At 67.7% G+C, this 22,016-nt stretch carries 21 protein-coding genes; 6 read left to right on the top strand and 15 right to left on the bottom strand.

Annotated features, from left to right (window positions below; all coding sequences use genetic code 11):
- Positions 1 to 94: 94 nt before the first annotated feature.
- The 4 genes from N7573_RS13050 to N7573_RS13035 all read right to left on the bottom strand — a co-directional run bounded on the left by N7573_RS13050 (position 95) and on the right by N7573_RS13035 (position 4,642).
- A complete protein-coding gene (locus N7573_RS13050; RefSeq protein WP_279912844.1) occupies positions 95 to 1,417 on the bottom strand; it encodes an ABC transporter permease in 1,323 nt (440 codons plus the stop codon).
- 13 nt (positions 1,418 to 1,430) lie between these two features.
- Positions 1,431 to 2,588, bottom strand: a complete 1,158-nt coding sequence (locus N7573_RS13045) for an ABC transporter permease (protein ID WP_279912845.1) — start codon at positions 2,586 to 2,588, stop codon at positions 1,431 to 1,433.
- Between the two features lie 14 nt (positions 2,589 to 2,602).
- Entirely contained in the window at positions 2,603 to 3,292 is a 690-nt protein-coding gene (locus N7573_RS13040; protein WP_049399872.1) for an ABC transporter ATP-binding protein, read from the bottom strand.
- 102 nt (positions 3,293 to 3,394) lie between these two features.
- Positions 3,395 to 4,642: an efflux RND transporter periplasmic adaptor subunit gene (locus N7573_RS13035; RefSeq protein WP_279912846.1), complete on the bottom strand. Its 1,248-nt coding sequence runs from the start codon at positions 4,640 to 4,642 to the stop codon at positions 3,395 to 3,397.
- A gap of 202 nt (positions 4,643 to 4,844) precedes the next feature.
- Here N7573_RS13035 and N7573_RS13030 point away from each other — a divergent pair, with 202 nt between their 5' ends.
- Genes N7573_RS13030 through N7573_RS13015 form a run of 4 tightly spaced genes read left to right on the top strand, consistent with a single transcriptional unit; the run spans position 4,845 to position 8,340 of the window.
- Positions 4,845 to 5,741 (top strand): ABC transporter ATP-binding protein, encoded by an 897-nt coding sequence (locus N7573_RS13030; protein WP_279912847.1) that lies wholly within the window; start codon positions 4,845 to 4,847, stop codon positions 5,739 to 5,741.
- Positions 5,738 to 6,520 (top strand): ABC transporter permease, encoded by a 783-nt coding sequence (locus tag N7573_RS13025; RefSeq protein WP_279912849.1) that lies wholly within the window; start codon positions 5,738 to 5,740, stop codon positions 6,518 to 6,520. The genes N7573_RS13030 and N7573_RS13025 overlap by 4 nt, the downstream gene beginning before the upstream one ends.
- A 6-nt stretch (positions 6,521 to 6,526) precedes the next feature.
- On the top strand, positions 6,527 to 7,741 hold the full coding sequence (locus N7573_RS13020) for a sensor histidine kinase (RefSeq protein ID WP_094002333.1): 1,215 nt from the start codon (positions 6,527 to 6,529) through the stop codon (positions 7,739 to 7,741).
- The gene (locus N7573_RS13015) at positions 7,738 to 8,340 is read left to right on the top strand and encodes a response regulator transcription factor (protein WP_014035676.1); all 603 of its coding nucleotides are present in this window, start codon (positions 7,738 to 7,740) and stop codon (positions 8,338 to 8,340) included. Before N7573_RS13020 ends, N7573_RS13015 begins: the two co-directional genes overlap by 4 nt.
- A 556-nt stretch (positions 8,341 to 8,896) precedes the next feature.
- On the opposite strand, the gene N7573_RS13010 is transcribed toward N7573_RS13015, so the two are convergent.
- The 9 genes from N7573_RS13010 to N7573_RS12970 all read right to left on the bottom strand — a co-directional run bounded on the left by N7573_RS13010 (position 8,897) and on the right by N7573_RS12970 (position 16,811).
- Complete coding sequence (locus tag N7573_RS13010; RefSeq protein ID WP_012509795.1) at positions 8,897 to 9,433, bottom strand: cytochrome b; 537 nt, start codon at positions 9,431 to 9,433, stop codon at positions 8,897 to 8,899.
- Entirely contained in the window at positions 9,430 to 10,533 is a 1,104-nt protein-coding gene (locus N7573_RS13005; RefSeq protein ID WP_279912850.1) for a catalase family peroxidase, read from the bottom strand. The genes N7573_RS13010 and N7573_RS13005 overlap by 4 nt, the downstream gene beginning before the upstream one ends.
- A gap of 135 nt (positions 10,534 to 10,668) precedes the next feature.
- Complete coding sequence (locus N7573_RS13000) at positions 10,669 to 12,036, bottom strand: M17 family metallopeptidase (RefSeq protein WP_049462588.1); 1,368 nt, start codon at positions 12,034 to 12,036, stop codon at positions 10,669 to 10,671.
- A gap of 3 nt (positions 12,037 to 12,039) precedes the next feature.
- On the bottom strand, positions 12,040 to 12,759 hold the full coding sequence (locus N7573_RS12995) for an HAD-IA family hydrolase (protein WP_032128162.1): 720 nt from the start codon (positions 12,757 to 12,759) through the stop codon (positions 12,040 to 12,042).
- 31 nt (positions 12,760 to 12,790) lie between these two features.
- A complete protein-coding gene (locus N7573_RS12990) occupies positions 12,791 to 13,900 on the bottom strand; it encodes an AI-2E family transporter (RefSeq protein ID WP_032128161.1) in 1,110 nt (369 codons plus the stop codon).
- Positions 13,901 to 13,967: 67 nt separating this feature from the next.
- Positions 13,968 to 14,435 (bottom strand): protein sip-5, encoded by a 468-nt coding sequence (locus N7573_RS12985; protein ID WP_279943176.1) that lies wholly within the window; start codon positions 14,433 to 14,435, stop codon positions 13,968 to 13,970.
- The gene (locus N7573_RS12980) at positions 14,432 to 14,902 is read right to left on the bottom strand and encodes a phage holin family protein (protein WP_049398102.1); all 471 of its coding nucleotides are present in this window, start codon (positions 14,900 to 14,902) and stop codon (positions 14,432 to 14,434) included. The genes N7573_RS12985 and N7573_RS12980 overlap by 4 nt, the downstream gene beginning before the upstream one ends.
- A gap of 8 nt (positions 14,903 to 14,910) precedes the next feature.
- Entirely contained in the window at positions 14,911 to 15,276 is a 366-nt protein-coding gene (locus tag N7573_RS12975; protein ID WP_032128158.1) for a hypothetical protein, read from the bottom strand.
- Positions 15,277 to 15,377: 101 nt separating this feature from the next.
- Entirely contained in the window at positions 15,378 to 16,811 is a 1,434-nt protein-coding gene (locus N7573_RS12970) for a Do family serine endopeptidase (RefSeq protein ID WP_032128157.1), read from the bottom strand.
- A gap of 491 nt (positions 16,812 to 17,302) precedes the next feature.
- Here N7573_RS12970 and N7573_RS12965 point away from each other — a divergent pair, with 491 nt between their 5' ends.
- Both N7573_RS12965 and N7573_RS12960 read left to right on the top strand, forming a co-directional pair.
- On the top strand, positions 17,303 to 18,184 hold the full coding sequence (locus tag N7573_RS12965) for a hypothetical protein (protein WP_049421477.1): 882 nt from the start codon (positions 17,303 to 17,305) through the stop codon (positions 18,182 to 18,184).
- A 107-nt stretch (positions 18,185 to 18,291) separates the two neighbouring features.
- Positions 18,292 to 18,978, top strand: coding sequence for a hypothetical protein (locus tag N7573_RS12960; protein WP_279912754.1), 687 nt, complete (start codon positions 18,292 to 18,294; stop codon positions 18,976 to 18,978).
- Between the two features lie 15 nt (positions 18,979 to 18,993).
- Here the strand turns inward: N7573_RS12960 and N7573_RS12955 are convergent, their stop codons facing one another.
- Both N7573_RS12955 and N7573_RS12950 read right to left on the bottom strand, forming a co-directional pair.
- The gene (locus tag N7573_RS12955; protein ID WP_032130337.1) at positions 18,994 to 19,353 is read right to left on the bottom strand and encodes a DUF1428 domain-containing protein; all 360 of its coding nucleotides are present in this window, start codon (positions 19,351 to 19,353) and stop codon (positions 18,994 to 18,996) included.
- Positions 19,354 to 19,444: 91 nt separating this feature from the next.
- Positions 19,445 to 21,847, bottom strand: coding sequence for a DPP IV N-terminal domain-containing protein (locus tag N7573_RS12950; RefSeq protein WP_279912755.1), 2,403 nt, complete (start codon positions 21,845 to 21,847; stop codon positions 19,445 to 19,447).
- Positions 21,848 to 22,016 lie beyond the last annotated feature (169 nt).

Genomic DNA, 22,016 nt, shown 5'->3' with positions numbered 1-22,016 from the left:
GATCCACGCCATGCGCGGATGACGCGCAAGAAAAAAGGGACGGAGCCTTCGCTCCGTCCCCCTGCGTGATGCGCAGTCCACCGCTGCGTGACGCTCAGGTTTCGCGCAGCGCCGTGGTGATCGGCAAACGTGCCGCGCGCAGTGCCGGGAACAGGCCGCCGACCAGGCCGATGCCCAGCGCCCATTTCAGGCCGGTCCACAGCAGTTCGGGCGACACATGGAACTTGAACACCACTGCGCTGAAGTTGCTGCCGATGGTGGACACGCTGTAGCCATTGAACAGCAGCCATGCCACCGCGCAACCTAGCAGGCCGCCGAGCAGTGCCAGCAGCATCGTTTCCAGCATCACCGCCGTCACCACCGGCAGGCCGCGGAAGCCGATCGCGCGCATGGTGGCGATCTCGCGCGCGCGCGTGGCGACCGCCGCGTACATGGTGTTGAGCGCGCCGAACACCGCACCGACCGCCATGATGGTGCCGATCACCTTGCCGAGGATGTCGATCAGCTTGGTCAGCCCGCCGCCCTGCTTGCTGTAGTAGACGCGGGTGGTTTCCACGTCCAGTTTCAGGCGCGGGTCGGCGGCGACGGCGGCCTTGAACTGCTCGAAGCCGGCCTTGCCATCGGTGCGCACGCTGATCGACTGCCACGCACTGCGCTGGTAGGTGGTGGCCAGCGTATCGGCGTCGGTCCACAGTTCCGAATCATGCGCGTCGCCGGTGGCGAACACACCCACCACGGTCCAGGTCTGGTTGCCCAGCGTCAGCGTCTTGCCCACATCCAGATCGCGGAACTGGCCCTTGGCGCCCTGGCCGACCACGATCTCGCGCAGGCCGGTGGCGAACGTGCGGCCTTCGACGATCTTGACCTTGTCATGCACCGCCCACGCCTGCGGGCCGACGCCACGGAACTGCGCGTTGACGTCGGTGCCATCGGACTTCGATACCAGGTTGACCACCTGCGACAGCTCCGGTGACAGCAGCGGCCGGCCTTCGGCATCGCGGCTGATGCCGGGCAGGGTGGACAGCGTCGGCACCTGTTCGCGGGTGATGACCGAGTTGATTTCGGCCTGCGAGCCGCCGCGCAGCACGATGGCGGTGGTGTCATCGCCGGTGTTGTTGAGCGTGGCCTGGAAGCCTTCGCCCATCGCCAGCATCGCCACCAGCACGCCGACCACACCGGCGATGCCGACCACGATCACCGAGGACGCGCCCCAGCGCTGCGGCAGACTGGCCACGCCGATGCGGGTGGCGGCCAGTGCCAGTCGCCCACCGCGGGTCAGCAGCAGCCACAGTGCCACCAGCACGGCCACGGCCAGCACGCCGATCCACGGCAGGCTGATCCACAGCACCAGGCCGATCACCAGCAGCAGCACCGTCACGCCGTTGCCCAGCCACTTCTTGAGTTTGCTCTTGAACATGTCTGCGTTCTCCTCAGCGGCCGGCCAGTGCGTCGACGATCTTCAGGCGCTTGGCACGCAGCGCCGGCAGCAGGCCGACAATGGTGCCGATCACCACGATCAGGCCCAGCCCCATCAGCCAGGTCGGGGTCGGCACGTGCGGCGGCAGCATGCCCATGCTCTTTGGCCCGATCGCCGGCAGGATCAGTGCAGCCAGGCCCATGCCGATCAGGCCACCGAGGCCGATCAGGAGCACCGACTCCACCATTACCAGCGACAGCACGGTGCCATCCTTGAAGCCCAGCGTCTTCAGCGTGGCCAGCTCCGGCACGCGCTCGCGCACCGCCTGCGCCATGGTGTTGCCGGTCAACAGCAGCAGGGTGAAGAACACCGCACCCATGATCGACGTAACGATCATACCGATGTCCGCGAACTGCTTGACGAAGGCCTGCTGGAACGCCGATTCGGTCTGTGTCTTGGTCTCGTGGTCGGAGTTGGCCGAGATCGCGTCGATCGCCTGCGCCACCCGCGAGGCATGGTCTGGGTTGTCCAGGGTGATCGTGTAGTAGCTCACCTGGTTCTTGATGTAGTCGTTGGATTCGTCGAAGTACTTCCAGTTCATCATCAACTGGCGTTCTTCGTTGCCCGCTTGTGTGCGGTCCTTCGAGCGGAAGATGCCCTTCAGTTCCAACGGCCAGTCATTGCTGCCGCCACGCGGGAAGATGGTTGCCTGCAGCGGGATGGTGTCGCCGATCTTCCAGCCGAACTGCTTGGCCAGCGTTTCGCCGACGATGGCGCCGGTGCGGGTCTGCTTCCAGTCTTCCAGCTGCGCCGGATCGATCTGCAGTTCACGGTAGACGTCGAAGTAGTTGGGTGACACCGAGAAGTTCGGGAAGAAGTTCTTCGGGTCCTGGTAGATGCCGCCGAACCACATGCCGTAGGCCACGTCGCGCACGCCGGCCACCTGCCGCACCTGCGCTTCCAGGCGGATCGGCAGCGATTGGGTGATCGACAGTCGTGAGGCCACCACCAGCCGATTGGCGCCCTCCACGCTGCCGCCGGAATTGAACGCCACGCGTACCGAATCGAGCATGCCGAACAGCAGGAACGCGGCCACCACCGAAAGCAGGGTCAGCAATGTACGGGTGCGGCTGCGGAACAGCTGCGCCCACACCAACGAGAAATATTTCATCGCCGTGGCCTCCGTCAGTGGGCCAGCGGCGCGTCGGCCAGCTCGCCCTTGTCCAGGTGCACCGTGTGCGTGGCGTACTCGGCGGCCTTCGGGTCATGGGTGACCATGATGATGGTCTTGCCGTGCTCGCGGTTGAGCTGCTGCAGCAGGCCGAGGATTTCCTCGGCAGACTGGCGGTCGAGGTCGCCGGTCGGTTCGTCGCAGATCAGGAAAGTAGGGTCGGAGACGATCGCCCGCGCGATCGCCACGCGCTGCTGCTGGCCGCCGGACAGTTCATTCGGGCGGTGGCTGCGGCGGTCGGCCAGGCCGACCAGGGTCAGCGCGATCTCGGCGTTGCGCTTGCGCTGCGCCGCATTGAGATGGGTCAGCAGCAGTGGCAGTTCCACGTTCTTCTGCGCGGTCAGCATCGGCATCAGGTTGTAGAACTGGAACACGAAGCCGACGTGGTGGCTGCGCCAGGTCGACAGCTGGCCGCCGCTCATCTGGTCGATGCGCTCGCCTTCGATGCTGATCTCGCCGCCGCTGGGGTTGTCCAAGCCGCCGATCAGGTTGAGCAGGGTGGTCTTGCCCGAGCCGGACGGGCCCATCAGCGCGACGAAGTCGCCGCTGGCGATGTCCAGGTCGATGCCGTGCAGCACCTGCACCTTTTCGGGGCCGCGCTGGTAGGTCTTGGTGATGTTGCGCAATGAAACCAGGGTCGACATGGGTGGTTCTCCACGGAAGGCGGGAAACGGGGAAGCACCACGGCGGTGGCCGCAGGCATGCGTCGAGCGGTGTTGCCGGCGGCGCCCGCAGGCGCCAGGCCGTTACTGCGCTTGTTTCTGTTGCACCTTGGCGCCATCGCGCAGGGTGTCGGGCGGGTTCACCACCACCGATTCACCCGCGCTCACGCCCTTGAGGATCTGGCGGTCCTTGCCCATCGCCTGGCCGGCCTCGACCGTGCGCTGCTGTACGCGGTTCTCATCACCCAGCACGAAGGCCACCGAGGCGCTCTCGCGCTGCACCACGGCGCCCGCCGGCACGCGCACGCCCTGCGGCTTGGCGGCCGCCTGCGGCTGCGCCTGCTCCAGGAAGCTGACGCGCACGCCCATCTCCGGCACGATGCGCGGGTCTTTCACCTTCAGCGCCACGCGCACTTTCACCGTGGCCTTGCCGCGGTCGGCGGTGGGGATGATGGCGATGACCTCGCCGGGAATCTTCCATTCCGGGTAGGCATTGAGCGTGGCTTCCACCGGCATCTTCGGCTGCACGCGGCCGATGAAGGCCTCGCCGACCTCGACTTCGATCTCCAGCGAGTCCATGTCGACGATGGTGCCGATGCCGGTACGGGTGAAGCCGCCGCCGGCCGACAGCGGCGAAACGATTTCGCCGGGCTGCGCAGCCTTGGCGGTGACCACGCCGGAGAACGGCGCGCGCACGATGTTGTTGTCCACGCCCAGGTCGGCGATGGCCAGCTGGTCGTTGGCGACCTTGACGTTGCGTTGCGCGGTGTCCAGCTGTGCACGCAGGCTGTCGCGCTGGGCCACGGCCTGGTCGTACTGCGAGCGCGACACCAGCTGCTGGCCGACCAGTGCCTGCAGGCGGCTGGCTTCAGCGGCGGCCTGCTTCCGCTGTGCTTCCAGCCCGGCCACCTGGCTGCGTGCGGCCTGCAGCTGCGAGGCATACAGGCTGCGCTGCGCGTCGGCATCGATCGGGTCCAGCGTGGCCATGATCTGGCCCTGCTCCACGCGCATGCCTTCCTCGATCATCACTTCACGCACCTTGCCGGTGATCTTGGCCGAGACCGTGGCCATGCGCCGGGCGACCACGTAGCCGCTGGCATCGAGCACCGAACTGCTGGCGCTGCCCTGCTGGATGGCCACCGCGGGCGCGGTTTCCACTTCCACGGCCGGCGCGCGGCCGAACAGGAAGGCCACGGCGGCGGCGATCAGCAGCACGACCACGATGATCGCGATCCACAGCCAGCGGCGGCCACCGCCACTGCCACCGGAGGCGGGCGGCGGCGATTTGCGGTCGATACGGAGTTCCTTCAACAGCTCGGCAGAAGCGTTCATTCGTTCCATCACAGGCGTTCGGGCGGGTGTGACCGGAAGGGCGGACGGCGGCGGTTCCGGCGGTGGAGCGTGCGGCACAGCATGAAGGCAGGCACAGCGATGACGGCAGTGACAGCTGTCATCCGAAGACATTGACGGTGGCAACTGCGAAATGTGACCACGGCGGCACAGGATGGCAACGTCCCCGCTACCGGTACCGCCCATGGATCCGATCGCCCCGTCGCTGGCCCGCCTGCAGCAGGTGCAGGTGCGCTATAGCGACCATACCGCCCTGCATGGCATCGATCTGCAGGTACGCGCTGGCCAGGTGCTGGCGCTGTTGGGCCGCAACGGTGCCGGCAAGAGTACCGCGATCAGCGTGCTGTTGGGTCTGCGCCGCGCCGACGCCGGACAGGTCGAGCTGCTTGGCGGTGACCCGCACCAGCGCGCCAGCCGTATCGGCCTGGGCGTGATGCTGCAGAGCACCAGCCTGCCGCCGATGCTGCAGGTGGACGAACTGGTGGCGCAGGCCAGCGCCTGCTATCCCGACCCGATGCCGTTGCAGGAGGTGCTGCAGCGTGCTGGCCTGCAGGCGCTCGCGCGCCGCCGCTACGGCCAGCTGTCAGGTGGCCAGCAGCGCGCCGTGCAATTCGCCATCGCGCTGTGTGGCCGCCCGCGCGTGCTGTTCCTGGACGAGCCCACCACCGGCCTGGACATCCAGGCGCGGCAGGCGATGTGGCAGGCGATCCGGCAGCTGGTGGCCGAAGGCTGTGGTGTGCTGCTGACCACCCATTACCTGGAGGAAGCCGAAGCGCTGGCGCAGCAGGTGGTGGTGTTGGAGCAGGGCCGGGTACTGGCCGACGCGCCGCTGAGCGAGCTGCGCCTGGCCGATCGGCCGCGCCGCATCCGCTGCCGCAGCGGGTTGCCCATTGCGGACGTGCAGCAGTGGCCGGGCGTGCAGGAGGTGCAGCGCGACGGCGAGCACCTGCAGCTGCTGGCGAGCCCGGCCGAGCCTGTGGTGGCGCGCCTGCTGGCCGCCGATGCGCAGCTGCGCGAACTGGAAGTACAGGGCGCGGCGCTGGCCGACGCCTTCCTCGACATGACCCGGGAGGCCGCATGAACACGATGACCCGTACCGGCACCACGCCCACGCCGGCATCTGCCTGGCGACAGGTACTGCGCCCGTACCGCGCCGAGCTGGTGGCCGAACTGCGTCGCGCCTGGCGTACGCCGGCGTTCGCGGTGCCCTCGCTGCTGTTCCCGGTGCTGTTCTATCTGCTGTTCGGCGTGCTGCTGGGGCGTGGTCATGCGCCGCTGTACCTGCTGGCCACCTACTGCGTGTTCGGTGCGATGGCCCCGGCCCTGTTCGGCTTCGGCGTGCAGCTGGCGCTGGACCGCGAAGGCGGCCTGCTGACCCTCAAGCGCGCACTGCCGATGCCTGCTGCGGCGCCGCTGCTGGCGCGGCTGGCGATGGCAGTGATGTTCGCGCTGCTGATAGCTTCGCTGTTGATCGGTGTGGCACATGTGTTCGGTGGCGTACAGCTGCATGCGCTGCAGGTGCTGCAGCTGATGGCGGTGGCGGGACTGGCCGCGCTGCCGCTGGGGGCGATCGGCCTGCTGATCGGCAGCCATGTCAGTGCCAGCGCGGCACCGGCGATGGTCAACCTGGTCTACCTGCCGTTGGCCCTGCTGTCCGGCCTGTGGCTGCCGCTGTCGGCGCTGCCTGCGCTGTTCTCGACGATGGCACCGCTGTGGCCGACCTGGCACCTGGCGCAGCTGGCGCTGCCGGTGGTCGGGCTGCCGTCGGCGGGTAGCATCGGTGGTCATCTGCTGGTGCTGCTGGCGGTCACGGTGGTGGCGCTGCTGCTGGCGCGCCGCCGCCTGCGCCGGATCGGCTGAACTGGCATGATCGGCAGCGTTCGTCCCCGCCTGGATCCTCCCGTGTCGTCGAGCTGGCTTGCGTCCCTGCTGCGCCCTGCGCCGGATTCGGCCGTGGCCGAACTGCTGCGACGTGGCAAGTCGCCCTGGAGCGGAGCGATCCACCTGCTGTGGTCGGTATGGATCTTCCTCACCCCGGTGCTCGGCAATGGCTTCACGCTGCGCTGGCTGCTGCTGACCCTGGCCAGCTATCCGCTGTTCCTGCTGCTCTATGCCAAGGTGATGCTGGCACCCCGGCACCATGGGTGGCGCTATGCGCTGGGCATGATCGTGCTCGCCCTGGTGCTGCTGCCGTGGTACCCGTCGGGTCTGAGCTACTTCGTGTTCGGTTGCGTGATGATCCGCATGAGCAGCCGTGGTGGCTGGTGGGTGTACCTGTTGCAGCTCACTGGGCTGAACCTGTTGTTCTGCGGTGCTGCGCTCTACTTCGGCTATCCGTGGCAAGCCATGGTGTGGATGCCGGCAGTGTCGTTCATTGTCGGGCTGGTGGTGAACGTGGAGGCCTTGAGCCAGCAGCGCGACGTTGCCCTGCAGCTGTCGCAGGACGAAGTACGGAGGCTGGCGACAACTGCCGAGCGCGAACGCATCGGCCGCGACCTGCACGACCTGCTCGGTCACACCCTCTCGCTGATCACCTTGAAGCTGGAACTGGCACGCAAGCTGTACGACCGCGATGACGCGCGTGCACGGCAGGAGATCGGTGAGGCCGAGGCGATCGCCCGCGAAGCGCTGGCACAGGTGCGCAGCGCGGTGACCGGTATCCGTGCCAGCGACCTGGCCGGCGAACTGGCGTCTGCCCGTCTGCTGCTGGAATGCCAGCAGGTGCACCTGCAGTACACGACGCCACCGCCGATGCCGGTGGACGTGGAACGTGGACTGGCGCTGGTGCTGCGCGAGGCGGCCACCAATATCGTGCGCCATGCGCAGGCGACCCGGGTGCAGGTGGATTTCATGCTGGAGGACCGACAGTTGGCGATGCAGATACGCGATGACGGCCGCGGTGGCGTGCAGGCCGAGGGCAATGGACTGTGCGGTATGCGCGAACGTGCGGCGGCGCTGGGTGGCCAGCTGACGCTGCAGTCGCCCCGCGGCGAAGGCACGCTGCTGACCGTGCGCGTGCCCTTGGGGGCCGCCACCATGCCGCTTTCCCCGGCATCGCTGGCACAGGGAGGGCCGGCATGATCCGCATCCTGCTGGCCGAGGATCAGGCGATGGTGCGCGGTGCACTGTCGGCGCTGCTGGGCCTGGAGCCGGATATCGAGGTGCTGGGCAGCGCCGCCGATGGCGAAACCGCGTGGCGGATGCTGCAGCAGCTGCAACCGGACATCCTGGTCACCGACATCGAGATGCCCGGCCTGTCCGGTCTGGAACTGGCGCAGCGCATCGCCCGCCAGGAACTGCCGATCAAGGTGGTGATCGTGACCACCTTCGCCCGCGCCGGTTTCCTGCGCCGCGCGCTGGAAGCTGGCGTGCTGGGCTACCTGCTGAAGGACGCACCGGCCGAGAACCTGGCCGATGCACTGCGCAAGGTGAAGCAGGGCATCCGCGCGATCGACCCGCAGTTGGCGCTGGACGCCTGGTCACAGGCCGACCCGCTGACCGACCGCGAACGCCGCGTGCTGCGGCTGGCGGGCGAGGGCCGCACCGCCAGTGAGATCGCCGAGCAGCTGGGGTTGTCGCACGGTACGGTGCGCAACTACCTGTCCGAGTGCATCGGCAAGCTGGGCGTGGCCAATCGGATTGAGGCGTATCGGCTGGCGCGGCAGAAGGGGTGGTTGTAGGGGCGGCCTGCTGTTCCCAATGATGTCGTTTCCGCGACCGCGGGTGGGTGTCACTTTCTTTGCTCGTGCAAAGAAAGTAACCAAAGAAACACGCCGCCAGAGCGCGAGCCGGTGCTACGCACCGGTGCCCTGCGCTTCTCGGGGAATCAGGGGACGGCGCCGAACTCGCTTCGCTCAAACACCGGCGCCTCTACGCCCCTGATTCCCCTGCGATGCTCGGCTCGCTAGAAGGCGGACCCAACGTCAAAAGCCACAGCTGCACCCAGTAGATCCACGCCATGCGTGGATGCTGTTGCTCTTGATCTTGACCTTCCAGTCCGCCTTCAAGCGAGCCGAGCACCGGAGGTCCGGCGAGGGCGAAGAGGTGCGGGTGTCTGAGCGCAGCGAGTTCCCGCGCCGTCCCTCGACGGACCGAGGAGCGCAGGGCACCGGCGTGCGAAGCACGCCGGCTCGCGGCCGGCGGAGCGTTTCTTTGGTTACTTTCTTTGCGCGCAAAGAAAGTGACACCCCTCCGCAGTCGCGGAAAAGATCCGCCGGGAACTCCCGGCGAACCCGCTCAATCCTTCCCGCGCGCCATCGCCTGGAACACGCCATCGCGCCGCACCCACAGGTGGAACAGCGCCGCACCCACATGCATCAGCACCGTGGCGAACAACACATAGGCCAGCAGGCTGTGCGCGTTACGCAACGCGGCATACAGCGCCGGGGTGTGCGGCACGATCGGCGGCAGGTGCAGGCCGCCCCACAGCACGATCGGGTAACCGCCGGCCGAGAGCATCGCCCAGCCGATCAGTGGCATCGCCAGCATCAGTGCATACAGCATCCAGTGCGAGGCTTTGGCCGCCATCACCTGCCATACCGGCAGATCCGCCGGCAGCGGTGGCGGGCGATGGCGCAGCCGGTTGTACAGGCGTAGCAGCACCAGTACGCCGATGGCGATGCCCAACGGGCGATGCAGATCGATCAGCATCGGCCGCAGGTGCAGCGAGGCGACCATGGTCACGCCGATGAACAGCATGGCGATGATCATCAGCGCCATGGACCAGTGCAGCACGCGCGCGAGCAGGTTGAAGTGGCCGTTGCCGGTGCTCATCGTGCGGCCTCCTTCGGTTGCTCGACGTTGCCGGTGGCGCGTTCGCGTTCGCGGCGGTTGAAGGACTGCGAATACACCGCCGAGCGGGCGGCCAGGATCGGATCGTCACTGCCACGCACGCCACTGGGCAGGATCAGCGGATCGAAGTTGATCTGGCCGCACGCGCCTTCTTCCTGCGACTGCAGGCGGTCCAGGCTGAGCACGCCGGCCACCACCTGATCACGCGATTCGGGCCACGGTACCGACGGATCATCGATGGCATCGCCGGGCTCGGCGGTGGTCACGACCAGGTTCCAGCGCACCGGGCCGCTGGCCAGGCGCTGCTGCAGTTCCTGGCTGAGGAAATCGACGCTGGCGTTCTTGCGGGTTTCCGCATCCATCTCCACCACCGGCGCCTGCGGCTGCCAGCGCCAGCGCACCGCGCGTTTCTGGCCCTGCGCGTTGGTGAACCAGAAGCTGTTGACGCTGTTGAAGGTGGTGTCGGCCCAGCTGCTGGTCCACGGCGCGGTCTTGGCCCACTGCTGGAACGCTTGTGCACTGGGGTATTTCGCCAGCACCGCGGCCATTTTCTGCGGGTCGGGCTTGCCGGTGGCCGGGTCCGGGATGGAGGCGCGCGTCTGCGCGTAGAACGCCTCGGCGTTGGGCACGGCGAAGAACGGGAAGCTGTTCATCGCCATGCGCCATTCCTGGCCATCATCGCTGACCATCTGTACCGCGAGGCTGCGTACGCGTGCGGTGTTGTCGGCGCCGTAGGGGTCGCCGCCGCCGATCGACAGGCGACCCATCACCGGCACGCGGCGCTGCGAGAACACGCGGGCGCTGGACAGGGTGGGGGCCTGCGCACTGGGTTCGAACCAACCGCTTACACACACGCCCTTGCTGTGCGCACGGCGGAAGCCCGGATGTGCCGGGCCGGTGGCCTCGATGGTGTCGGTGAAGCGCTGCGCGGTCAGGCGGCCGCCAATCCAGCCGGCCAACCAGGCGAAGGCCAGCGCCACCGCACCCAGAATGAGTGCGATCAGTGCGATCCAGAGCAGGGGGGAATGCTTGCGCGGCGCGCCCGGTGTCTGGCCGGCGCGGGTGTAGCGGAAGAGCGACATGGTCGGAGTCCTGCCTTCACGGAGCGTGTGGGTGGTCGACCCACACATCCTCGCAGAACCCTTCCAGGCCCGGTATTCAATTTTTCGTCAAGTTTGCCGGGGACGGCGTGCCGACCAAGGTCGGCACCCACCCGATCAGCTGTAGCGCTGCTTCAGCATCGCCCACGCCGAGCGCAGCGCCAGCGCTTCGCCGCCAGCCGGCCGGCCCGGGCGTTCGCCGTCGTTCCAGGCATACACGTCCAGATGTGCCCAGCGCTGGCCGTCTTCCAGGAAGCGTTCCAGGTACAGCGCGGCGGTGACCGAGCCGGCCATGCGCGAGCCGGCGTTGGCCAGGTCGGCGATGCCGCTGCTCAGGTAACGCAGGTAGGGGCGCCACAGCGGCATGCGCCAGACCGGGTCGCGGGTCGCGTCGCCGGCCTGCAGCCACTGCTGCGCCACGCTGTCGTCGTTGCTGAAGAGCGCCGGCAGGTCCGGGCCCAGCGCGATGCGCGCAGCGCCGGTAAGGGTGGCGAAGTCCAGCACCAGGTCCGGCTTCTGTTCGCTGGCGAAGGTCAGCGCATCGCACAGGATCACGCGGCCTTCGGCGTCGGTGTTGTCGATCTCCACGCTCAGGCCCTTGCGGGTGGCGATCACTTCGCCCGGGCGGAAGGCATCGGGGCCGATCGCGTTTTCCACCGCCGGCACCAGCAGGGTCAGGCGCACCGGCAGGCCGCGCGCCATCACCAGGCCTGCCAGGGCCAGTGCATGCGCGGCACCGCCCATGTCCTTCTTCATGTTGCGCATGCCGTCGGCGGGCTTGATGTCCAGGCCGCCGGTATCGAAGCACACGCCCTTGCCGACCAGCACCAGCGCCGGATCGGTGTCCTTGCCCCAGCGCAGCACGACCAGGCGCGGTGCGCGGTGCGAGGCGCGGCCGACGGCATGGATGGCCGGGAAGTTCTGCTTCAGCAGTTCATCGCCGGTGATCGCCTCGACCTGCGCACCGTGCGCATCGGCCAGCGCGCGCGCGGCGTCTTCCAGCTGCTGCGGACCCATGTCTTCGGTCGGGGTGTTGACCCAGTCGCGCACGCGCAGGCTGGCGGCGATCAGGTCGGCCACTTCGCCGGTCGGCTCAGCCACCAGGCGTGCCGGTGCACGGTGGCGCTTGCGGTAGCGATCGAAGCGGTAGCTGCCCAGGCCCCAGCCCAGCTGCAGCAGCGCCTGTTCGGCGGCCGGCAGTTCGCTGGCCAGCTGCCACACGCTGCCTTCCGGCAGGGCATGCGGAGCATGCGAGTAGCTGTAGGCATCGCCACGATCACCCACGCCGATCACCGCACCGGCCAGGCCATCGGCGCCGGGCAGCAACGCCGTGGTGAAGGCACCGGCGGTGAAGCCCTGCGACGCCAGCCATGCCTGGGTGGCGGCCGGCTGGCCGTCCTTCCAGGACGCGAACTGCTCGCGGTCCAGCACGTACAGCGGCAGTGCTGCGGCGGTGTCGGCAGTGAAACCAGTGATCTCGCTCATGCGTCAGGTACTCCGGGGTGCGGCAGCGTCGAGGTTGGCATCCAACCAGTCGGCCAGGCCGGTGAGGGTGTCGAACTGCAGGTCCGGCTGCAGCTGCGGATGGGTCCAGGTGGCTGCTTCGCGGTTGATCCAGCAGCCGCGCAGGCCGGCGGCGATCGCCCCGGCCACGTCCATTTCGGCGTGGTCGCCGACGTGCAGTACCTGTGCCGGCGCAACACCCAGGCGGGCGCAGGCGGCGTGGAAGATGCTCGCCTCCGGCTTGGCCGCGCCGTGTTCGCGCGCGCCCAGCTGGAAGGCGAAATGATGGGCCAGGCCGATCCGCTCCAGATCGGCATTGCCGTTGCTCAGCGCCGCCACCGGCACCCGCGCGGCAATCCGCGCCAGTGCGTCGATCGCATCGGGGTAGCACTCGACCTGGTTGCGCGCGGCGAAGAACACGTCATACGCCGGCTCCAGCAGATCCAGGCTGGCACCACTGGTGTGCAACGCTTCGTGCAGGGTCAGCCGGCGCAGTGCGCTCAGGTCGTGATGGAGGTGCGGATGGGCGTGGTACAGGCGCTCGCGCAGTTCGCGCATCGCCGCCACCGGATACATCTCGGCCGTGGCGGGGCTGTGCTCACGCATCCACTCGTGCAGGACCAGGTCGATGCGGGCGCCGATCGGAGCGAACGGCCACAGCGTGTCGTCAAGGTCGAGGGTGATGGCTTGGACGGGGAAATTCACCCCGCCATTCTACCCCTGCCCGCGCGGGCTTTCATTCCAGCAGACGCGCCCAGCCCTGCATGCCGTCCAGCCGTGCCAGCACCAGCTTGATGCAGACCAGCAGCGGCACCGCCAGCAGCAGCCCGATCATGCCCCAGGCCCAGCCGAACACCATCAGCGCAAGGATCAGCACCAGTGGCGACAGTTTCATGCGACGGCCCAGCACGATCGGGGTCACCATCTGCCCTTCCAGGGTGTGCAGGCCCAGGTAGGCGGCGGCTGGCAGCAGGGCCTGCAGCGGGTCGCGGAATTCCACGAAGCCCATCAGCAGCATCAATGCCACGCCGATCAGCGGGCCCACGTAGGGGGCGAAATTCAGCAGTGCAGCCACCGTGCCCCACAGCAACGCTTCCTGCAGGCCGATGCCGAGCAGCATCAGTACGCCGGCGAACACCAGCCCGACCAAGGTGTTGATCACGCTGATGGTCAGCACATAGCGCGACACCTCGCGCTCGATCGAACGCAGGATGTCACTGGTGAAGCGCTGCTGCTGGCGGTTCGGGAACAGGGCGATCGCCGCGCGTTGCAGGCTCTGCCCGTAGATCATGAAGAACAGGGTCAGCAGCACCACCGCCAGCACCGAGGCGGCCAGCCGCGGCGCACGGGTCAACATGCGGTACGGGTCATCGAGCTGGGCGCGGATCACCTGCACCTTGCGGTTGCTGTCGCCACCGGCAACACGGGCGAAGTTCTCCGCAGCCTGGTTGGCCTGCTGCACCGGCTTGGTCAGGTCCTGCACCTGGCGGGCGATCTTGCGCAGCTGCTGCGGTGCTTCCTGTGCCCATTCCATTGCCGGGCCGATCAACTGCACCGCCAGCGAACCGGTCACGCCCAGGCCCGCGCCGAGGATCAGCAGAGCGCCCAGCGCACGCGGAATCCACAGCTTCTGCAGCAGGCGCAGGATCGGATTGCCGACCAGTGCGAAGAACATCGCCAGCAGCACCGGCAGGATGATGTCCTGTGCCGCCCACAGCGTGTAGCCCACAGCCAGGGTCGCCAGCACCACCAGCGACATCGGTCCGCGTGGACGCGACGGTGGCGGCAACGGGGCGTCGGGCTGTTCAGGGCCGGCCGGTGACGGGGACAGGAGGGACTCGCTCATCGACGCACCAACCGGGAAGGGGAGCGCATTATCCGCCGGCCGCGATCGGCGCGGCGGATTCCATGGATCAACGTTCGGACAGCTCGGTAGCCGCTTCGGCCGGACGCGGTCCGCGCAGGTCCGGTTCCGGTTCTGGCTCCGGCACGGAACGTGGAGCCGGTGCCGGCCGTGGCTCGGCAGCGGAGGCCGCCGCCTGTGCCTGTTCGCTGGCTTCGTCGGCTTCCTCAGCCGCGTCGTCGGCAGTGGCTGCGGCCTGCGCCGCCATCGCCGTGGCGAACGCCGCCTGTGCACTGGCGAACAGGTTCGAGACCGAACCCACCATCTGCAGCCAGCGGGCACCGTTGACCTTGCTCGGCACTTCCAGCTTGCCGGCGATGAAGCCACCGGCCAGGCCGACCACCACGATGCGCAGCGGCGACCAGCCCTTTCGCCAGACGTCGCTGAGCGTGGACCAGTGGTCCTGGGTTTCGCCCAGGCGCACGGTCACCACCTGTTCGCAGCGTTTCACCCGCCGTTGCAGCGCGCCGAACTTCATGGCTTGCCCTCGGGCAGCTGCACCTCGGCATCGGGATCGTCTTCGCTTGGTTCGTCGAACAGGCCCAGGCGTGACAGCTGGCGCCGGGTAGCGTGCATGCCGGTGTGGTGGAAGAAGTAGGACACCCGCCAGATCGCATAACCGGTGACGGCCAGGCTCAGCAGCGAGGTGATCAGCAGCGCCTGCAGCCAGCTCAGGCCCCAGCTCTGCAGCAGGGCGATGAGGGTGGCGGCCATCAGCAGCCAGGCCGAGGCACCGAACACGATCGCCACGCCGGCCCAGGCCAGCGCGCGACCGAATGCACTACGCGCCAGCGCGAAGTCGGCCGAGGCCAACCGGCGCAGCGAGCGCAGCGTGTGCTTGGCAGAATCGGCAGCGGCACGACCGGCCGCGCCGACCTGGCGGATGCTCTCATCCAGCGGCGGGGTAGCCGCCGGATCAGGCGCTTGCGCGTTGTCTTCGCTCACGCCGCGGCTTACTTGTCGCTGCTGCCGCGGGCCAGCTTGGCGATGATCCAGCCGGCAGCGAAGGCGACACCGAACGAGGCCAGCGGACGTTCACGGATCAGCTCAGCGGCGCTGTCGATCAGGTCCTTGCCCTTGTCCATCAGCGCGTCGACCTGTTCCTTGGCGGCTGCACCACCAAACTCGGCGGCGGCCAGGCCGGACAGCGCGCTGTCGGACAGTTCAGCCTTGACGTTGGCCTTGCCGATGCGCAGTTCGTCGCCGGCTGCGCCGGTTGCACCCTTGATCGCACCGCCGGCGGCCGACGCGGCCTGCTTCAGGTGGGAACCGGCTTCACCCAGGTGTTCCTTCAGGTTCTCGGTATTGGTGGGGCTCATCGAATCACTCCTGTTGCGATGGGGGAACGGGAGTCGGCGGTGCCGACCTGGACTGACAGCAATAGCATTGCCGGGGTATAGGGGGTGTTACGGCAGGGCGATCAGCGCATCACGAGCTGGCCCTGCTGCTGGCCATTGTTGCGCAGCACGCGTATCACCAGGGTCGGCGGGCGCTGCTGGAAGTTGGCGCGCCAGCTGGCCAGGTCGGCGAATTCGCCCACGGTGGCATCGGTGATGATGTCGCCCTGCTGCAGGCCGTTGGTGGCCGCGCGGCTGCCGCGCTTGACCTCGCTGACCAGCACGCCACCGACACCGGACTGGCGCAGCGACTCGGGCAGGTCGACGAAGGTGGCCCCGGTCAGGCGCGGGTCCAGGCTCTCGCCGGTGACCGCGCGCGCCTGTTCCTTCAAGGTTGCCTTGATCTGCAGCGGCTTGCCCTCGCGGCGCACGTCCAGCGTCAGCGTGCTGCCGACCGCCGCCAGGCCTTCCACGTTGTGCAGGGCTTCGGCGCTGTCCACGCGCTGGCCGTTGGCCGAGACCACCACGTCGCCCGGCTTCAGGCCGGCGGTCGCAGCGGCCGAACCGGCCAGCACGCGGGTGATCAGTGCGCCACGGCTTTCGCCCAGGCCCAGGCCCTGCGCGATCTGCGCGGTCAGGTTCTGGCTCTCCACGCCCAGCGTGCCGCGCACCACTACGCCGTGCTTGACCAGCTGGTCGACCACGCTGCGCGCCAGGTTGGAGGGGATCGCCAGGCCCAGGCCGATGTTGCCGGCCATGCTGCCCTGCGGGTTGAAGCTGGCGGTATTGATGCCGACCAGCTGGCCCTGCAGGTCGACCAGCGCGCCACCGGAGTTGCCCGGGTTGATCGACGCATCGGTCTGGATGAAGTTCTGGTAGCCCAGCCCGCGGATGCCGCTGCGGCCCACCGCCGAGACGATGCCGGAGGTGACCGTCTGGCTGAAGCCGAACGGGTTGCCGATGGCCACCACGAAGTCACCGACCCGAAGCTGGTCGCTGTTGCCGAGCTTGATGTCGGTCAGGTTCTGCGCCGGGATGCGGATCAGCGCGATGTCGGTATCGCGGTCCGAACCGAGGAACTCGGCCTTGACCGTGCGCCCGTCGGCCAGTGTCACCTGCACGTCATCGGCGTTGTCGATGACGTGGTGGTTGGTCAGCACCAGGCCCTCCTTGGCGTCGATGATCACGCCCGAGCCCAGCGATTCGTTGATGCGTTCCTGCGGGATGTCCGGGAACAGGCGGCGGAAGAACGGGTCGTTGAAGAAGGGGTTGCGCACGCGCACCACCTGCTTGGTGTTGACGCTGACCACGGCCGGCATCGCCTTCTCCAGCATCGGTGCCAGCGACGGCACCGCCTGTCCGGCCACCGAGGCCGGCAATGCCGCCGTGGTCGGCAGTACCGCAGGCAGCGGCGCGGCGTCGGCACGGTTGTCCAGGTGGGCATTGATGCCGGTGGCAACGAAGCCACCGAAGGCGGCGGCGATTGCGAGCGTGAGCAGGGTGGGAAGCGGTCGCATGGGAGTCGGTTCGCTGGCGTGGGTGGGGGCGGTTCGGCCCTACGGTAAAACAAGCTGAATGAGTGTGTCGCGATCTGGATAAATGCGCCATGAAAACCGGGCGCCCGGAACGCGGGTCGGCGTCGCCATCTGTGGGGCGGTGGCGACAACGTCGGGCGTGCTTCGCAATGTGCCGACGTCTGCCGAAGCGCGTGTGGATACAGGCCGATACTTGCGCAGTTCTGCGCATCCTGGTGCCGCGATGCGCCATATCGCATGCCTTTCGCAGCACTCGGGCAGGTGCGCGCAGGCAGCACCTGCCGCTACCCGCACCGTGCGGCGCAGCACTGAAAAAAAGGGGTTTCCTGTCAACCCGCTGTGCTCCAGAGGGTGCTGGGCTACACCATTGCCGTCGCAGCAGATGCGATTGCGGGCGCACGCCCCGTTCCACGATCGTCAATGTCGGTATAGCATCGCCCCGTTTTGATACTTAAGGCCCGCAGGAGGGCAACATGAGCAACGGTAATGGTGTGTCGGTCGTGACCGACGCCGTCGAGAACGTCAAAGAAACCGCCACCAACGTTGGCGAGACCATCGCCCACGCTGCCGAAGACGCAGTGAAGTCGGTCAAGAAGACCGTCAAGCGCGCCACCAAGGCTGCCGGCACCCGCGTTGCCAAGGCCAAGAAGGCCGTGGCGAAGGTCGAGAAGACCGTTGCCAAGAAGGCCGAGAAGGCTGCCAAGTCGGTCGGCAAGACTGTTGCCAACGCCAAGAAGAAGCTGGAAGCCGCCAAGAAGAACGCCAAGGCCGAAGCCGCTGCCCTGAAGAAGGAAGTGGCCAAGAAGAAGGCGGCTGCAGGCAAGGCCGTGACCAAGAAGGCCGCCGCTGCCAAGAAGACCACCAAGGCTGCTGGCAAGAAGGTCGCTACCGTGAAGAAGGCTGCCACCAAGAAGGCCGCCGTCGCGAAGAAGACCGTTGCCAAGAAGACCGCGGCCGCCAAGAAGGTTGTCGGCAAGAAGGTCGCCACCGCCAAGAAGGCCGTGGCCAAGAAGACCGTCGCCGCCAAGAAGGTCGCTGGCAAGAAGGCCGTGGCTGCGAAGAAGGTTGTCGGCAAGAAGGTTGCCGCTACCAAGAAGGTTGCCACCAGGAAGACCGCGGCCGCCAAGAAGGTTGTCGGCAAGAAGGCTGCTGTCGCCAAGAAGGCCGTCGGCAAGAAGACCGCTGCTGCCAAGAAGGTTGTCGGCAAGAAGACCGCCGTTGCCAAGAAGGCGGTGGGCAAGAAGGTTGCCGCCACCCGCAAGACGGTCGCCAAGAAGGCTGCGCCGCTGAAGAAGGTCGCCGCCAAGAAGGCTCCGGCCAAGAAGGCCGTGCGCAAGGTCGCCAAGCGCAAGTAATCGCGCCGTGACCGAAGGCCCTGCCACCCAACGGGTGGTGGGGCCTTTCGCGTTTCTGGGGCACGGTCTGGGGCAAGATGCAGGTTCTTCCTGCAGGAGCCCCGGGCATGCGTGGTATCGACTTCAGTTCCTGGCAGGGCGTGCTGTCCACGTTGGCCGGCCTGGTCCTGATCACCCTGCTGGGCGTGGGCATCCGCCTGCTGGTGATGCAGACCCTGCAGCAGCGCCGCGAACGCGAGAACCGGCAGATCAACGAACGGCTACGCACGCTGATGGCGGCCTACAAGACCCTGGGCGGGTCGTTCACTGGCGAACTGGGCGTGGATCCCAGCCATCGCCGTGACCTGCGCCAGCGCGAAAATGCCGAAGGCATCGCCGAACCCCGCTCGGATCGCGCGCGCCGCATCCGCGATGCGGTTGAAGCGGCACTGTCGGACATCCTGTTGCTGGGCACCGACGAGCAGGTGCGGCTGGCCGCGCGTGCGGCCAACGAACTGGCACAGGGGCGGCCGGTGCACCTCCACGAACTGGTGGTCTCGCTGCGCGACTTCGTGCGCGACGCCTTGGACCTGGCGCCGATTCCGGCCGGACTGCAGATACCGCCGCAGGGGCCGACCCGGCCCGTTGCCAGCGGCGGTGGCAAGGACCGCAACGATGGCGATGCCAAGGGCGGTCGTGCGGGTGGTGGTGGTGGTGGCGGAATGGGGGCCGGCATGGGCGGTGTGGGCCTCGGCGCCGGCGCCGCACTGGGCGCCGGCCATGCGTCTGCCAGCGATGACACGGACGCGCGCTGAGCACGTCCGCCGGATTCAGCGCGTCAGCTCGTAGAGCGGCACGAACCCACCGTAGATCATCCGCGCGCCGTCGAACGGCATCGGATTCGTCGCCGGATCAAACCGCGGGTCTTCCATCATCTTCTTCATGCCGGCGTCGCGGGTCGGCTTGTCTGGCCATTCGATCCAGGAAAACACGACCGTCTCATCCGGCGTGGCTTTCACCGCGCCGAAGAAGTCGGTGGTCTTGCCGTGCGGTACGTCGTCACCCCAGCACTCGACCACGCGCAGCGCGCCGTATTCGATGAAAACGGGATCCCCTGTGCGTGCATGGGCGAGGAACTTCTCCTTGTTGGCGGTGGGCACCGCCAGGACGAAACCATCGATGTAGCTCATTGCCTGCCTCCGGATGGACCGTGCCGCATGCACGGCCTTCAAGTACCCGACGAACCAGGGCGCCGTGGATCGACATCCTGTGTGCGCCTGTTCAGCCCGGCCCACCGGGCAGCGGCGCCAGCACCGTCTCCGGTGGCTGCTGGCCGGCCAGGTGGCGCACGAAGTAGTCCCACATGCGATGCGTGTAGGTGGCGTCGTTGCGGAACAGTTCGTGGTCCTGCCGGGCCAGGTACAGCAGGTCGTAGCTGCGCTGGGCCTTGTTCAGGGCGGCGGCCAGCTGCAGGGTCAGCGCCGGCGGCGCGTTCTCGTCCAGTTCGCCATAGACCAGCATCAGATGCCCACGCAGGTTGCCGGCCAACGCTGCATTGTCGAGTCCGGCAAAGGGCGCCGGCACGCCATCGGCCAGGGGTGTTGGCGGCAGCACGCCACCGAACAGCCGGTCCATGCCGTGCAATGCACCGCCGTACATGCCCTGGAAATTGTGGCTGCCGGCCGAGGCCACGCCCACCTTGTAGAACGCCGGATAGCGCAGCAGGGCGCGCGCTGCACTGTAACCACCGAACGAATGCCCGTAGATGCCGACCCGCTGCAGGTCGATGCCCCGGTAGCGTTCGCCCAGCTGGCGCAGCGCAGCCACATGGTCATCCAGCTGCACATCTGCCCCGTGCAGGAAGCTGCTGTCATGGAACGCCTTGTCGCGGCCACCGGTGCCGCGCGCGTCGATGCTGACCACCACGAAGCCCAGTTCGGCCAGGCTGGCGCGTGACACCGGATTCAAGGCGGACACCGCCTCGGCGTAGGTCACCGGCGCATTGCTGACGAAGGAGCCACCGTACATCGCGTCGATCACCGGAAAGCTGCCGTCATCGCGATAGTCGCGGGGCAGGTAGACGGTGGCGAAGATCGGCGTTCGCCCATCGGCGGCCAGCAGCCGTTCGCGCCGTGGTGGGCGCCAGCCGGCAGCAGCGATCGCGCCGTCATCCGCTGTTTCCAGCACCATCACTTCACGGCCGTCATCGCTGGCCCGCAGCACGGTGCGTGGTGGCTGGTCGAGACGGGAAACGGTATCCACCAGATAGCCACCGCCAGGCGACAGCGCCTGGGGGGCGCGCCCGCCGAACAACGCGCCGGTGCCGGCATCGGCCAGATGGTCGTTGCCATCGGCGGCCAGGCGCTGGACCGGTCCCCCCTGCAGCGATACACGGTACAGGCCGCGTACGTAGGGGTCGCCACCGTCGACGCCGCCGGCGCTGAAGTACGCCCAGCCACCCGCAGCGTCCACGCCCAGCAGGTCGCGCACCGCCCATTGGCCGCGGGTGAGCTGGCGCAGCACCTTGCCGTCGGACAGGCGGACCCGGTACAGATGGCCCCAGCCATCGCGCTGCGAGAACCACACCGCCGTGTCCTGGCCGGGCAGGATGGCCACCGCTGGCCGGTTGTAGGAATACACGTTGAGCTGCAGGCGGGTGTCGCTGGCTTCTTCCAGAACCGTGCGCAACGCACCGTTGTTGGCATCGATCTCCAGCAGACGCAGCCTGCGCGGTGCGCCGAAGTGCGCGATCACGGCATACAACCGGTCGCCGTCCCAGCCGAGTACGCCGGCTTCGCTGAGGGTGTTCCAGCCTTCCGGCAAGGCGATGTCATGCTGCTGGCCGTTGCGGGTGTCGACCACATACAGGCTGTCGCGCACCTGCCGGGTGTCACCCAGCAGCCCCAGCTTCACCGTATGCACGCGCGGCCGCGCGCTGTTGGCCGGGCTGCTTTCCAGATAGGGGTAGTCCTGCAGCGCGCGTTCGTCGTAGCGGATGCCGGCCACGTAGCGGCCATCCGGTGACCAGCCGACCGCGAACGGCCGCGTCGGCATCCGGCCCTGGCGGCGTGGAATGCCGCGCAGGGTGAAGTCCGGCAGCACGCCAAAGCCATGATTGGGTTCACCGCCGCTGGTCAGCGCTCGTGCTGCCATTCCGGGCGACTGCAGCCACAGGTTGTGATCGCGTACCTGCAGCCAGGCATCACCGCCGGGCGATGGCAGTGCATCGGTCGCTGGCGCTGCATCCTGCGAACGCACGCACTGCAGGCGTGGCCATTGACAGCTGATCGCCGCCTCGCCGTTGAACTGCAGGCGCAGGCCTTCATCCAGTACCTGCATACTGCTCAAGCGCAGGCGTGGTCCGCTGGCACCGAGAGGTGCAACCGCAGCGTCCAGCGCATCGGGTTCGAACAGGATCTGGCGTGTGGCCTGGACTGGATCGACCAGTACCGCCTGGCGCCGGCCCTGCGTGGTTTCGCGTTCGTACCAGAAGCGCCCATCGGCCAGCCAGTGGGGCAGCACCGAAGCATTGCGCAGCGCACCGCGAAGGTGACTGTCATGCACGCGTTCGGCGCGCTGGTAGTCAGCGGCCTGCAGTGCGTGCGCAGCGTGGGTCGGAAACAGGGCAGCGCATGCCAGGAGCGCGGCGCGAACAGGCACCAGCGGCGGATCGGAAACGTACAAGGCAACCTCCTGTTGCAATCGACGACGAATCACAAATGCACGCGCGCCGCGCGCGTATGCCAGAGACAGCCTGAATCAAGGCAAAAAATTCAGCAATGCGAAGACCGCTGTTTTCAGGGAGCGTTGTGGCGAATAACGGAGAATTTACATTCCCGATGCGATGGCGCCC

Origin of the sequence: Stenotrophomonas sp. GD04054 (genome assembly GCF_029836955.1) — a bacterium.
In the GTDB taxonomy this organism is placed as follows: domain Bacteria; phylum Pseudomonadota; class Gammaproteobacteria; order Xanthomonadales; family Xanthomonadaceae; genus Stenotrophomonas; species Stenotrophomonas maltophilia_A.
The sequence above is the reverse complement of the archived record's forward strand: the minus strand, read 5'-3'. Positions and strand labels throughout refer to the sequence as shown.

Excerpts from the sequence above, each read along its gene's own strand:
- N7573_RS13050 (WP_279912844.1), bottom strand. The coding sequence starts at position 1,417 with ATGTTCAAGAGCAAACTCAAGAAGTGGCTGGGCAACGGCGTGACGGTG.
- N7573_RS13045 (WP_279912845.1), bottom strand. The coding sequence starts at position 2,588 with ATGAAATATTTCTCGTTGGTGTGGGCGCAGCTGTTCCGCAGCCGCACC.
- N7573_RS13040 (WP_049399872.1), bottom strand. The coding sequence starts at position 3,292 with ATGTCGACCCTGGTTTCATTGCGCAACATCACCAAGACCTACCAGCGC.
- N7573_RS13035 (WP_279912846.1), bottom strand. The coding sequence starts at position 4,642 with ATGAACGCTTCTGCCGAGCTGTTGAAGGAACTCCGTATCGACCGCAAA.
- N7573_RS13030 (WP_279912847.1), top strand. The coding sequence starts at position 4,845 with ATGGATCCGATCGCCCCGTCGCTGGCCCGCCTGCAGCAGGTGCAGGTG.
- N7573_RS13025 (WP_279912849.1), top strand. The coding sequence starts at position 5,738 with ATGAACACGATGACCCGTACCGGCACCACGCCCACGCCGGCATCTGCC.
- N7573_RS13020 (WP_094002333.1), top strand. The coding sequence starts at position 6,527 with ATGATCGGCAGCGTTCGTCCCCGCCTGGATCCTCCCGTGTCGTCGAGC.
- N7573_RS13015 (WP_014035676.1), top strand. The coding sequence starts at position 7,738 with ATGATCCGCATCCTGCTGGCCGAGGATCAGGCGATGGTGCGCGGTGCA.
- N7573_RS13010 (WP_012509795.1), bottom strand. The coding sequence starts at position 9,433 with ATGAGCACCGGCAACGGCCACTTCAACCTGCTCGCGCGCGTGCTGCAC.
- N7573_RS13005 (WP_279912850.1), bottom strand. The coding sequence starts at position 10,533 with ATGTCGCTCTTCCGCTACACCCGCGCCGGCCAGACACCGGGCGCGCCG.
- N7573_RS13000 (WP_049462588.1), bottom strand. The coding sequence starts at position 12,036 with ATGAGCGAGATCACTGGTTTCACTGCCGACACCGCCGCAGCACTGCCG.
- N7573_RS12990 (WP_032128161.1), bottom strand. The coding sequence starts at position 13,900 with ATGAGCGAGTCCCTCCTGTCCCCGTCACCGGCCGGCCCTGAACAGCCC.
- N7573_RS12985 (WP_279943176.1), bottom strand. The coding sequence starts at position 14,435 with ATGAAGTTCGGCGCGCTGCAACGGCGGGTGAAACGCTGCGAACAGGTG.
- N7573_RS12975 (WP_032128158.1), bottom strand. The coding sequence starts at position 15,276 with ATGAGCCCCACCAATACCGAGAACCTGAAGGAACACCTGGGTGAAGCC.
- N7573_RS12970 (WP_032128157.1), bottom strand. The coding sequence starts at position 16,811 with ATGCGACCGCTTCCCACCCTGCTCACGCTCGCAATCGCCGCCGCCTTC.
- N7573_RS12965 (WP_049421477.1), top strand. The coding sequence starts at position 17,303 with ATGAGCAACGGTAATGGTGTGTCGGTCGTGACCGACGCCGTCGAGAAC.
- N7573_RS12960 (WP_279912754.1), top strand. The coding sequence starts at position 18,292 with ATGCGTGGTATCGACTTCAGTTCCTGGCAGGGCGTGCTGTCCACGTTG.
- N7573_RS12955 (WP_032130337.1), bottom strand. The coding sequence starts at position 19,353 with ATGAGCTACATCGATGGTTTCGTCCTGGCGGTGCCCACCGCCAACAAG.